This window comes from Desulfoluna sp. CYM3A (genome assembly GCF_056829965.1).
The window spans coordinates 942171-954736 of the sequence record NZ_CP186556.1; the positions used below are offsets into that span (position 1 = coordinate 942171).

10 protein-coding genes and 1 pseudogene are annotated in these 12566 nt (G+C 60.8%); 10 read left to right on the forward strand and 1 reads right to left on the reverse strand.

The genetic code is table 11. The features are described 5' to 3' along the window. Window positions 1-257: 257 nt before the first annotated feature. Window positions 258-1442: an RtcB family protein gene (locus ACOYW1_RS04935; RefSeq protein ID WP_482421896.1), complete on the reverse strand. Its 1185-nt coding sequence runs from the start codon at window positions 1440-1442 to the stop codon at window positions 258-260. A gap of 402 nt (window positions 1443-1844) precedes the next feature. Between ACOYW1_RS04935 and ACOYW1_RS04940 the strand changes: the two are divergent. The 10 genes and pseudogenes from ACOYW1_RS04940 to ACOYW1_RS04985 all read left to right on the forward strand — a co-directional run. Continuing rightward, window positions 1845-2201: pseudogene (locus ACOYW1_RS04940) on the forward strand (DMT family transporter); the annotation flags it as partial. A gap of 118 nt (window positions 2202-2319) precedes the next feature. Beyond that, window positions 2320-2718, forward strand: a complete 399-nt coding sequence (locus tag ACOYW1_RS04945; RefSeq protein ID WP_482421897.1) for a DMT family transporter — start codon at window positions 2320-2322, stop codon at window positions 2716-2718. A 169-nt stretch (window positions 2719-2887) separates the two neighbouring features. Further along, window positions 2888-5032, forward strand: coding sequence for a response regulator (locus ACOYW1_RS04950; protein ID WP_482421898.1), 2145 nt, complete (start codon window positions 2888-2890; stop codon window positions 5030-5032). Window positions 5033-5766: 734 nt separating this feature from the next. Further along, a complete protein-coding gene (locus tag ACOYW1_RS04955) occupies window positions 5767-6375 on the forward strand; it encodes a TetR/AcrR family transcriptional regulator (protein ID WP_180146976.1) in 609 nt (202 codons plus the stop codon). Between the two features lie 321 nt (window positions 6376-6696). Beyond that, window positions 6697-7224, forward strand: coding sequence for a hypothetical protein (locus ACOYW1_RS04960; RefSeq protein ID WP_482421899.1), 528 nt, complete (start codon window positions 6697-6699; stop codon window positions 7222-7224). Window positions 7225-7323: 99 nt separating this feature from the next. After that, on the forward strand, window positions 7324-8490 hold the full coding sequence (locus ACOYW1_RS04965) for an iron-containing alcohol dehydrogenase (RefSeq protein WP_482421900.1): 1167 nt from the start codon (window positions 7324-7326) through the stop codon (window positions 8488-8490). Continuing rightward, window positions 8490-9737, forward strand: a complete 1248-nt coding sequence (locus ACOYW1_RS04970) for an iron-containing alcohol dehydrogenase (RefSeq protein ID WP_482421901.1) — start codon at window positions 8490-8492, stop codon at window positions 9735-9737. The genes ACOYW1_RS04965 and ACOYW1_RS04970 overlap by 1 nt, the downstream gene beginning before the upstream one ends. A 239-nt stretch (window positions 9738-9976) precedes the next feature. Further along, the gene (locus ACOYW1_RS04975; protein ID WP_482421902.1) at window positions 9977-11446 is read left to right on the forward strand and encodes an aldehyde ferredoxin oxidoreductase family protein; all 1470 of its coding nucleotides are present in this window, start codon (window positions 9977-9979) and stop codon (window positions 11444-11446) included. After that, on the forward strand, window positions 11397-11933 hold the full coding sequence (locus ACOYW1_RS04980) for an aldehyde ferredoxin oxidoreductase C-terminal domain-containing protein (RefSeq protein ID WP_482421903.1): 537 nt from the start codon (window positions 11397-11399) through the stop codon (window positions 11931-11933). Before ACOYW1_RS04975 ends, ACOYW1_RS04980 begins: the two co-directional genes overlap by 50 nt. A 12-nt stretch (window positions 11934-11945) precedes the next feature. Further along, window positions 11946-12368 (forward strand): 4Fe-4S binding protein, encoded by a 423-nt coding sequence (locus ACOYW1_RS04985; RefSeq protein WP_482421904.1) that lies wholly within the window; start codon window positions 11946-11948, stop codon window positions 12366-12368. Window positions 12369-12566: the final 198 nt, after the last annotated feature.

Below are 12566 nucleotides of genomic sequence, written 5' to 3' on the forward strand. Positions count from 1 at the left end.
GGTCGGTGTGTATGCCTGATTCTGGTGTATCTGTCTGGAAAGGCGCAAATTAAAAGGGCGTATACCGTTTGTCAACCCCGAGCGCCGATATTTTTTATCGGCGGGAACCCGGTGGAGGTTGAGGGCCTTTTAAACCGGAAGGGGCTGCAACGCGTCTGCGTGAAAAAACCAACCGCGGGTTTGTGTGCGGTGAGGCGTTTCAGGTGGCGGATGCCGGGGTGTCCCCGGCGACAGGGCTGGAGGCGGTGAGTTGGGTTCTATCCCTTGACGACGCCCAGGGGAAAGAGACGGACCACGGGCCGTGTCAGGTCTGCCTGGGCGGCCATGACAGAGTCGATGGCCTTGTAGGCCTGGGGCGCTTCCCCGAGGTCGGGGCGCCCTTTGAGCTTGCCGCGGCGGATGGTGTGCCAGCGGTCGAACACCACGTCCCCCATGGCGGCATTGCAGCGTTCGGCATCGAGGATGCGGGACGCCTGGTTGCGGCCCATGACTCGTCCGGCGCCATGGGAGCAGGAGCGGAAGCTTGCCGGGTTGCCGAGGCCTTCCACGATGTACGAAGCGGTGCCCATGGACCCGGGGATGATGCCTGCTTCCCCTTTGCCCGCGGAGGTGGCGCCTTTTCGGTGGACCCACACCTTTTTGCCCTGGTGGGTTTCCGGGGAGGCGTAGTTGTGGTGGATGTTCACCAGCCGTTTTTCGCTGAAGGGGAACTGGGTCTCCAGGGCGTGGGCCAGGGCCGTCATGATGCGTTTCCGGTTTTCCATGGCATAGGCCAGGGCCAAGCCCATGTCTTCGATATACGTAAGGCCCTCCGGGGTCTCCGTGGGAAAAAAGGCCAGGTCGTCGTCGGGGAGGAGGATGCCGCTTTCCTTGCACCAGGCAAGGGCACGCCTGTGATGGTGGTCTGCAATGGTTTTTCCCAGGTTGCGGGAGCCCGTGTGAACCATGAGCCAGAGGCTGCCGTCGTCCCCTTTCTGGACCTCAATAAAGTGGTTGCCTCCCCCCAGGGTACCCAGGCTCTCCCGTGCGGTTTTCCAGGCTCCGTCCTTGATGAACCGGGGCCGATGCCGCGCAAAACCTTCCCAGGGCTGTTCTTTTTTGTGGCGGGAGAACCCCAAGGGGACCCTCTCCTTGACCCGGGTGAGGAGCTGGCGAAGTTCGTTCCGGGAGAGGGTATCCCAGGCCAGGTCCGTTTGCATGGCCACCATGCCGCAGCCGATGTCCACCCCCACGGCATTGGGGATAATGGCATTTTCAGCCGCCACAACACCGCCAATGGGCATGCCGTAGCCCTGGTGGCAGTCGGGCATGAGGGCGATATGTCCCACCAGTGCGGGGTGGCGTTGCAGGTTTCTGGCCTGGGTCAGGGCGCCCTCTTCAAGGTCGGTGCACCAGGATTTGATGGGAAGGGGCGCTGTATTGGACGGTTGGTCCCACGGCATAACAATAACTCCTCGGGTGGCGGCAAAAAAGCGCACCTTATTAAAAAAAAACTGGCCCCATGCATGGCCCGGGGTCCGCACAAAGGCCGCACCGGCTGCCGTGAGGGGCGGGAGCCCCGTGGAAGGAAGCCGAGTTCAGGCCTTTATCGTTGGGTCTACTATACCATTATCAGGGGGGGCGGGCACGTGAAAACCGGTGGCGCAGGCGGGGGCGGATCCCTTGTGGTTTCCAAATTGTATAAAAAGATGATAAAGCTCCATGCGCACCCGATGCAGCACGGGGTGCCCCTGGGAGACGATGCCGTGGATAGACGGACTGCCCGGCCCTCCCCGCAGAGATTGACGTGATGGATATCCCGCATCCCCGGGATGACTTGCAATGGGGGTGAAAGGTGAACGGTTATGAAGGGTGAAAGAGGGCTTGCCGTGGCAACGCTTCTCGGGGCCATCGTGCTCTGGGCCGGGTCGTTTGTGGCCTTGAAGATTGCGTTCAGGAGTTGCGATCCCTATCTGGTTATTTTCGGTCGCATGGCGGTTGCCACCTGCTGTGCCCTGCTGTTTTTCCGACAGATCCGGCGCGCCGACTATCGGAAAGGGGACTGGGTGTACCTTCTGGCCCTGGGGCTTTTCGAGCCTTGCCTTTACTTTGTCTTTGAAGCCAAGGCCCTGATGCTCACCTCCGCCTCCCAGGCGGGGATGGTCACGGCCCTGCTCCCGGTGATGGTGGCCGTGGGGGCGTGGATGATCTTCAACGAAACCATGACGTGGCGGACCGCGTCGGGCTTTGTGGTCGCCCTGTCAGGGGTTTGCCTGCTGACCTTCACCGGAGAGGCCACGGAATCTGCGCCCAATCCCGCCCGTAACTTTTGCTCCGGCCATGGTAACGGCCACCGGGTATACCCTGATTCTCAAGCGGCTCTCCTGCCGTTACACCGCGCTGTTCCTCACCTTTGTCCAGTCCGTTGTGGGGGCCCTCTTTTTTGCCCTGCTCATCTGGGGGCTCAAGGTGCCCATCCCCGATTTTATTCCCATGGAGGCGGTATGGACCATTGTCTACCTCGGGGTGTTCGTGACCTTCGGGGCCTACTTCTGCTTCAGCTTTGCCATGGGCCGGATGCCTGCGGGCCAGGCCACGGCGTTTATCAACCTGATCCCGGTGCTGACCCTTTTTTTCGGGTGGCTGATGCTCGGGGAGGTGTTCAAGCCGATTCAGTTCGGCGCAGGCGCCATGGTGATTGCCGGGGTGTTTCTCAGTCAGAGACCTTCTGCCGCATAGGGCCTCCGGGTCTCTTGAGTTGTGTGATTTCGGCTTGTTGACACGTGTGTCCGGCACCTGTTATGAATCGACAATCCATTCATAAACCGATTGGTTCTTACTGTGGCCGCGGCCCTGATATGCGGGTTAAATTCGGCGGCATATGAAACAAATTTCAAAAGGCGGTTCTATGGGAAGCACCTCCATGTCATCCGGCGCCTGTGAATCCAATGATCCATCCACATCCCTGATTCCGGTTGAGGGCAGGGGCAGCCTGCTGCTCTACGACCTTGATGCCGAGGCCGAGGCGTTTGTGACAAATGCCCTGAGGGGCCGCGGGCTCGAGGATCGGATCACCACCTTGTATCGGTGCACCACGCCCAAAGAGGCCGAAGCGGCATCCTCCACCTGTGGAAACCTGGTGGCCATGGTGGCCCGGCAGGGGGCCCCGGGGAGCGAGGAGGTGGCTGCATGCCTTCGAAACGTGCCCTCCCATGCCGCGGTGCACCTGTTTTACCTGCTGGACGACCCCGGCGGCAGTGCCCCGAAGGGCCCCTTTGTCCGTTCGGTGGCGTGCTCGGGAGATGACGCCTCCGAGTCCTTGGGGATCTGGATGGAAGAGGCCCTCTGTATGGGTTTTCTCGACAGCGAAAACCGGGCCCTGTGCGAAGAGGTGGACGAAAAGGTCCGGGAACGTACCCTGGAACTGCGCCAGGCCGTGGAGCGGCTGAAGTTTTTTGCCGAACGGGCTGAGTCGGCCAACCGGGCCAAGAGCGCCTTCCTCGCCAACATGAGCCATGAGATCCGCACTCCCATGAACGGGGTGGTGGGCATGACCGAGCTGCTTCTGGGAACCCGCCTCGGGGCCGAGCAGCTGGAGTACGTCAACATCATCCGCAGCAGCGCCACCTCCCTTGTCACCATCATCAATGCCATTCTGGATTACTCCAAGGTGGAGGCGGGCAAGCTCGATCTGGAGAAGATCTCCTTTGACCTGCGAAGCGCGGTGGAGGACGTGATGGACCTCATCACCGTGCGGGCCGCCAAAAAGCATGTAGCGCTCCACGGGTCTGTGGGCGAGGAGGTTCCCTCGCTTTTGGCCGGTGACCCGGTTCGTCTGAAGCAGGTCCTGACCAACCTCATGGACAATGCCGTGAAGTTTACGGGGAAAGGGGAGGTGGGGCTTTCCATTTCACCGGTGAGCTTAGGCGCGGACCAGGTGGTGCTGAAATTCGAGGTGTCGGATACCGGCATCGGGATCTGCGAAGAGGAGGTGGAAGAGCTGTTCACCCCCTTTGCCCAGCAGGATGTCTCCGTCACGCGCAAGTACGGGGGCACGGGCCTCGGGCTCTCCATCTGCAAGCAGATCGTGGAGATGATGGGCGGGGAGATCGGCGCCAAAAGGCGCGAAGGCGGGGGCGCCCTTTTCTGGTTCACCGCCGTGTTTTCCCGTGGCCAGGCAGGAGCCCGGCCCCATGCCGTGCCCGAGAGGGTTCGGCAGGGCAAATACCTTGTGGTGGCCGAGAGCCTCCCCACCCGCAAGTCGGTTCGCAACCTGCTGGAGTCGGCGGAGCTTCGGTGTGAAGAGGCCCTCAACGGCTACCATGCCCTGGAAATTTTACGGGCAGGCGGTGCCGTGCGGGCGGTGAGCCTGGTCATTATCGATTGCGAGCTTTCCATCATGAAGCCCGGGGAATTGGCCCGCCGGGTGAAAGAGCGTTGCGGAGACGCCATTCCCCTGCTGCTTCTGACCCAGAGGGGCAAGGCGCCGGAGACCGACGGGACCGATGGCGACGGTTATCACGCCATGGTGGCCAAGCCGGTGAAGGTCAAGGGTCTCTTGGACGGCCTTGCCGTGGCCATGGAGTCGGCATCCCCGGGAAAAGCCGGGCAGGGCCCTGGGGGCGAAGGGGCCGCAGATGCAGAGGACGGACAGGCTCCGGACAACCCCATTCTCGTGGTGGAAGACAACCCCACCAACCGCCTCGTGGCCCAGAAGTTTCTCTCCAAGCTCGGGCTCAAAGCCGATGTGGCGGAAAACGGGGCCGATGCCGTGGAACTGCTGAAGGTTAAAAGCTACGAGCTGGTGCTCATGGACGTGCAGATGCCTGAAATGGACGGCCTTGCCGCAACACGCCTGATCCGGGATCCGGCAACCGGGGTCAGCAACCCCCGGGTACCTGTGGTGGCCATGACAGCCCACGCCATGAAAGAGGACAGCGACAGGTGCCTGGAGGCGGGCATGAACGATTACATCTCCAAGCCCATCTCCATCAACGCCTTGCGGGAGGTTATCAACCGGTTTATGGCCGACGTTGCCTACCCCGTGCCCTGAAGCGCGGGGCAGGGCCGCCGGAGGCTTTTTCAGTTGAATAGTTTCCTTTTTTTTATTTTTGGTATTGAACGATGTTTTGTGTGTGATAAGTGTATCTCGATGAACGGGTTTCCGGTTGAATGTTTGATGGCGGGCCCGTGATCTGATACACTTTTCATGACCGTTGGCGTTTCCTTTACAAGTAGCTGTGCCATCCCGGCGGCTTGTGGCTGATGCCAGCGGTCCTTGTGCGGGCATTGTGTTGTGAGTCCCTTGCTGGCGGTGCGAAAGGCCTGCACAGTGCTGTTTTTGCCAGGCACCGACCCTTCCCCTTAAGGGAAAATCCGTTTGACGGGTTTTTCTCCTCTTCCGTGATGAGCCGGTCTTGATGTGGCAACATGATGAAAACACACCTGAAAAACAGCGGGATGGAAAAAGGAGGTTCTTCCCTTTACTCCAGGAAGTATACCGATCGTATAAAAAAAGGGAGAAGGTGTTGCAATGCCAAATGAACAGTAGTATATATCGAAATTTGTTAAAGTAAATTTTGTTTTGTGTCGTCCAGATCAAGTTACCTCAAGGAGTCTCAAAGGTTGCGCCACCTTTGGGATGCACATCGGTGAAAACGGCCCCTCCGGGAAGGCGGTCATATCCTGTGAAGTAAAACGATGTTTCTGATGCGGCATGCCATTGCTTAAAAAAATACGAGTACCCGGCCCAGCGGGCGGTACCGAGAAGTTTGGAGGGTATATAAAATGACAGACAAGTCCACGTTCATGCGTCTCAGAGAGAACGAACGAGAAGTGCGAAAGGGGCTGATCATTTCAGCCGCCATGAAGCTGTTCGAAACCAAGAATTTCCACGAGATCGGCATGAGGGACATTGCCAGCGAAGCCGGTGTTTCCGCGGCATCCATTTACCGCTATTTCCCCAGCCGCGACGACCTGTTTGTGGAGGCCCTGATCCGGGACATCAACAAGATCGAGCAGCTCCTGGAGACCCGTCTCAAGGCAGGCGGAACCATTGAATCCCTTGCCGTGGCCGTTGTGGATTACATGATCGACAACGAAGCGACCTTTCAGATGATGTGCCATTTCCTCATGCGCGGAGAGGAAAACCCCCGCGCCCTGAAGAAGTTCAACGCGGTACTCCTCTACTTCACCAAGATGTTCGACGAGGTGGTCAAAAAGTCCGACGGCGAGACCCCCCTGCGCTTCCACAGCCAGGCCTTCTTCGCCTCCCTTGCAGGCATTGTCATGACCTTTCGCAACTATCCGGGCCGAAACGAGTCCGAGCGTCGCGAGTACATGCACAAGCTGGCTCTCCTCATCATGCGCGAAGGGGCGTCCCTGGAATCCATCTGATGTCCCGTCTCAGGTGGAGAGTTATGCCGAGGCCCTGGCCTCGGCAGGTGATTCACCACGTGCTTTTTGTATGAAGCAAAGCCGGCCATGCCGCCCGAATAAGGGCGGATGGTCGGCTTTTTTGTTTTTGGGGCATACCGGGCTTCCTTGACAGTACTCGTTGCTTTGCTATATGTTCATGGAGTCGGCCAGCTGGCCGAGAGGTGTGGAGAGGGCCGGAGAGTAAATTTTTTTAGCTAAAAAGCGAACATTGTTCTCGGCTCGGTAAGTTCGTCAGGGTGTAAGCCGGTTCAGGCAGACCACAGAATTCAAGGAGCAGGTATGGGACAATTCAGAGAGGTTAGGGCGGGGCGCAGGGTGTTTCAGAGACTCTATATCACGCTGATGCTCTGGTTCGTAGGCCGAGCCATCGTGGCGGCCTCCAAGGTGGATGAGGACGTGAAACGGGAGTTCGAGTCGCTGCCGGACGGGCTGACGTTCTCCCTGGGGGTGTTGCCCGACGGCCCCCGCATGGTGGTGCGCAAGGAGGCAGGGGGTAAGGTGCGTTACCTCGGGCAGGGCAAGGGCGAGTCCATTGATCTGGACATGACCATCAAGCACATGCAGGCCTTTTTCATGATCTTTTCGTTTCAGGAGAGCACCCCCACGGCCAATGCCAGGGCGCGGCTTTACGTGGACGGCGGCGTGCCCGAGGCCTGCGCCGTGGTCAGGGTCCTGGATATCGTTCAGGTCTACCTGCTGCCGAAGTTTATCGCAAAACTGGCCGTCAAGCGCTACCCCGCCTGGCCCTGGTCCCGACATCTTCTGGGGCGGAGCAAGGTCTATCTGAGAACCGTGACCGGGTTATAAACCTGGAGGGAGGAAGGCACGTTATGGATACGGGTGTGAGGGATTTTATATTTCCGTCGAAGATCGGGGCCGGATCACGGGCCCTGGAACACCTGCCCTTTGACCTGGGCGGGTTCTGTATACCGCCCCATGGTGGTGTGTGCCGAGGCCTTGGACAGCAAAGGCGGGCTCAAGCCCCTGGAATCTGCGTTCAAAGGGTCAGGGCTTACCTACGGGGTGTATGCCGTGGAGGATATGCCCACCCTTGAGACCGTCCGCGAGGTCTGGGGACATTACAACGAAGGAGGCTTTGATGCCGTCATTGCCGTGGGGGGCGGCGCGGTGACGGATGTGGGCAAGTGCCTTGCCGTGGCTGCCCAGGGAGGGCCCGAGGCCCTGAGAGAGCTCCTGGCAGGTGGGGGGACGGCTTCGGCGACGGCTCCCTTTGCCTGGGTTCCCACCCTGGAGTTGACGGGCCGGGAAGCTGCTCCGGAAGCTGCCCTGGGGAATCAGGTGATCCGGGGAACGTCTTTGTGCCCCAATCTCATCGCCGTGGACCCGCGGATGCTTCAAGGACAGGCCGGGGCCGGACTGGTCGAGGCAGGCCTGGGTGCCCTGGCCGCGGCCCTTTGCCTCTATGAACCGGTGGAGGCGAATCCCCTGGCCTTGCCCTATGCACGCCTTACTGCCCGGCAGGTGGTGGCAGGGCTGATGCCTCTTCTGACCCGTGCGGAAGCGCCCCGGGGACGCCTTTCACGTTTGTTCGGCACCGGTGGGCCCCGTGAGGAGGAGGTGGCCTTTGTGACGGCCATGGCGGTTTCCGGCGGGTTGCTTCCCGAAGCACGGAAAAGCCTGACCTTTGTATTGGCGGACGTGCTCTCCCCTGCGGCCGGGACCTCCCGTGAGGTGCTTGCCGCCGTATTGCTGCCCACGGTTCTGGAGTACATTAGCCGGGTAAGGGGGCAGGATCTTTCCGGCCTGCTCTCCGCCCTGGCGGATCTGGACCTGCTGTGCGCCACACCCGTGAACCAGAGGGCCGAGGCCGCCCTTGCCATGGTGCGGGAGACCATCAACCGCCTCTGGATCTTTTCCGAAGCCCGGCTTCCGCGGAGCCTTGCCGAAGCAGGCCTGGAGAAGGAGACCCTGCAGGGGCTGTGCGAGCAGGCCGCGGCCATGGCCGAGGGGTGGCAGCGCCAGGAGGTGGAGAGTCTTCTCCTTTCCGCCTGGGACGGGACCCGTCCCGACCCGAACAACCAGCCCATCCGAGCCACACAGGAGGTGTCCTAATGTACAACCCAGGATATTATGAGTTTTTTTGCGGCGTAAAGACCGTGGCAGGCCATGAGGCGCTGGAGCGCATCCCTGCCCTGCTTGAGGGCCTGGGGGCTTCAAAGCCCATGATCGTCACGGATAAGGGCGTGGCGGCCGCAGGCCTTGTCTCCATCGTGGAAGAGGCCCTGGCCTCGGGCATGCCCGCCGTTGCCGTGGAGGACGATGTCCCCGTGGACTCCGATGTGGGCACCGTGCACCGCATCGCCTCAGTGTACCGTGAAGCCGGGTGCGACGCCCTTATCGCCGTGGGCGGGGGGTCGGTGATGGACACGGCCAAGGGGGTTAACATCGTGGTCTCCGAAGAGGCGGAGAGCCTCCTCGATTTTTCCGGGGCCGGGGTACTCAAGCGTCCCCTGAAGCCCCTGGTGGCCGTACCCACCACCGCAGGGACAGGCTCCGAGGTGACCCTGGTGGCGGTAATCAACGATCCGTCGGTGAACCGGAAGCTTTTGTTTTCCTCTCATTTTCTCTTGCCGGATATCGCGGTCCTGGACCCTCGCATGACCCTGACCCTGCCGCCTCACCTGACGGCGGCAACGGCCATGGACGCCATGACCCATGCCGTGGAGGCCTATACCTGCCTGTCCAAGAATCCCATCAGCGATGCCTTTGCCGTGGAAGCCATCTCCCTGATCTCCAGGAACCTCATGGACGTGGTAAAGCGGCCCGAGGATCAGGAAGGACGCCTGGCCCTTGCCACGGCTGCCAACCTGGCCGGTATCGCTTTTTCCAACTCCATGGTGGGCATGGTGCATACCCTGGGCCACTCCGTGGGGGGCGTCTGCCATGTGGCCCACGGGACCTGCATGTCCATCCTGCTTCCCTACGGCCTGGAGTACAACATGCACAAAAACGGCCGGTGGACGGGAGAGCTCTCTTACCCCATCGCAGGGGAGGCTGTTTACGCGGCCACCGCCCCTGACAAGCGGGCGGAAAAGACCGTGGCGTGCATCCGTGAGTTTAATCAGGCCCTGTACGAGGCAACCGACGGTCGCCACAGCCGCTTTTTTAAAGAGGTGACGGACCAGAACGGCAACCCGGCGGTGACTCGGGAGCACCTGCCCGCCATCGCCCGGACAGCCCTGGGGGACGGCTCCATCTTTTACAACCCAGAGGAGGTGGACTACGACGACGCCCTCATGGTGATGGAGGCGTCCTGGGCAGGAGACCCCCTGGACCTGAGCCGTGTGAAGACGGCTTAGGGCAGATTCCTGTCGGAAAAATGCCATCTATGCTTAACGTGCATGGAAAAGCTTGCCTCCGGCGGGTCGTTTTATTGAAAAAAAGCTCCGCAAAAAATGTTCCTGATGAGAACGTGTGTGGACTGTTTTTGCGGAGCCTCGAAATGACGGTTTAAGACCTGTTTGTCAAACTTTTCAAAAGTTTGGCCCCCGGCAGGGCCGCTATCGGCTGTTTTTCGTAGCCTTTTTAGGGAGACATTATGGGTAACGGATACATGGGCAAGGTCCTCATCGTGGATCTTGGGGAGAGAAGCGTCCGGGAAGAAGAGATCCCGGACCGGGTTTACCGGCAGTACCTCTCGGGCATGGGCCTGGGAGCTTACATGCTCTACAAGCACATTCCGGCAGGGGCCGACCCCCTGGGACCGGACAACATGATCGGCTTTGTCTCCGGGCTCCTCACCGGCACGGGGAGCCTGTTTACCGGCCGCTGGACCCTGGTGGGCAAATCGCCCCTTACCGGGGCCTGGGGGGACGCCAACTGCGGCGGCACCTTTTCCCCTGCCATCAAGCGCTGCGGCTACGACGGGATTTTTGTGCGCGGCATCAGCGAGACCCCGGTTTACCTCTACATCGACGATCACGGGGCCGAGCTGCGTGACGCCTCCGAGGTGTGGGGCAAGGACACCGTGGAGACGGAGACCCATTTCCGGCAGGGGAGAAAGGGCCGCAGGATCGGTGTGGCCTGCATCGGCCCGGCAGGGGAGAGCGTCTCCCTCATCTCCGGGGTGGCAACGGATTACGGGCGCATGGCGGCTCGCTCGGGCCTGGGGGCCGTGATGGGTGCCAAGCGCCTCAAGGCCCTTGTGCTGGCGGGGAACAAACGCATCGTCCCCCACAACCGCAAGGAGATGAAGCGTTTAAGCGCCATCTGCAACAAGTGGGTTCAGTTTCAGCCTCCGTTTATGTCCGCTCCCATGATGGCGGGGACCGGGGCCCTTATGCGGTGGCTTCCCAGCGTCATGGCCCAGGACGGGATCCTGTACAAGATCATGCTCAAGAAATGGGGCACCGTGGCCATGAACCAGATGTCCGTGGAGATGGGGGACTCCCCCATCAAGAACTGGAAGGGGTCGAGTAAGGACTGGGGTATGTTCAAGAGCCGCAGCTCCAGCCCGTCGGCCTTTACCAAGTGCGAACAGGTAAAGTACCACTGCTACTCCTGTCCCCTGGGATGCGGAGGCATCTGCAGCACCGACGGCAAGTACAAAGAGACCCACAAGCCGGAGTACGAGACCGTGCTCTCGTTGGGGGGGCTGCTCCTCAACAAGGACATGGACTCCATCTTTTACCTCAACGAGCTGCTCAACCGTGCGGGCATGGACTCCATCAGCGCGGGGCACGCCGTGGCCTTTGCCATTGAGTGTTATGAGGAAGGGGTCTTCACCAAAAAAGACACCGGTGGCCTGGCCCTCAGCTGGGGGGACAGCGAGACCATCGTGACCCTCATCGAAAAAATGGTGGCCCGTGAAGGCATCGGCCACATCCTGGCAGACGGGGTCAAACAGGCGGCCCACCGCATCGGCAAGGGCTCCGAGGCCTTTGCCGTCCACGCAGGGGGGCAGGTCCGCCAACTCGCACGACTCCCGGAACGACCCCGGTTTTGCCCTGCACTACAGCGTGGAGCCTTCGCCGGGCAAGCACACCGTGGGATCGGGACTCTACTATGAAATGTTCAAGCTCTGGCAGGTGGTGGACGGTTTGCCCAAGGTCACCCCTCTGTACATGAAGGGAAGCAAGTACAAAGCCGATGAGGAGAAGGCCGTCATCGGGGCGGCCAACAGCCGGTTCATGAACGTGGTCAACGGCTCCGGGGCCTGCCTGTTCGGCACCTTTCTGGGGGCCCGTCGCGTGCGGCTGTTCGACTGGCTCAACGCGGCCACGGGCTGGACCCTGACCCCCAACGAGTACATGGAGGTGGGGGCCAACGTGCAGACCCTGCGCCAGGCCTTTAATGTGCGCCACGGCATCGAACCGAAGAGTTTCAAGATTTCGGACCGGGCCCTGGGGCGGCCGGTGCAGTCGCAAGGGGCCAATAAGGGACGCACCGTGGCCATTGAGGAGATGATGCGGGACTACTGGACACAGTTCGGATGGGACCCCGAAACCGGAAAACCCCTGGATGAAACCATCCGGGAACTCGAAGCGGCGATGTAAGGGGGAGAAGAGATGGCGTATACCATTACCGACAACTGTACGGGGTGCGGCTCCTGCAGCCGAATCTGCCCCACCGGTGCCATTACCGGAGAAAAGAAAGAGACGCACGAGATCAAGGCGGATCTCTGCATTGACTGCGGCAGCTGCGGACGGGTTTGCCCGGCCGGAGCCGTGGCCGATCCCTTCGGGATTCCGGCCCTTCGTGTAAAAAAGAGCCAGTGGTTCGCCCCGGTCTTTGACCGGAAAAGCTGCATGGCCTGCGTGATCTGTCTGGATGCCTGTCCCACGGGCTGCCTTGCCCTGGGAGCGCCCCAGGGTAAGGACCCCAACGGCTATCCTGAGATGGGAGACCTCTCCGCCTGCCTGGGCTGCGGCCTCTGCGTGGAGGACTGCCCCGCCGACGCCGTGACCCTGGCCCCCCGTGACGTGGCCTGATAAACGGGCTGTCCATTACCTTACGGAAACGAAGATTGCCATGTCGATTTACCTTTTGTACCCCGGGTAAATCGGCATGGCGGTTGCCGATTGGTCGGGCGTCAAACACGCTCTGCCTGGCAGAGGGCAGATGAACCGGGGCTCACGTATTTCCTTGACAAAGGACCTTCTTTCCTGTTTTTTCCCTTAGCCCTTAGC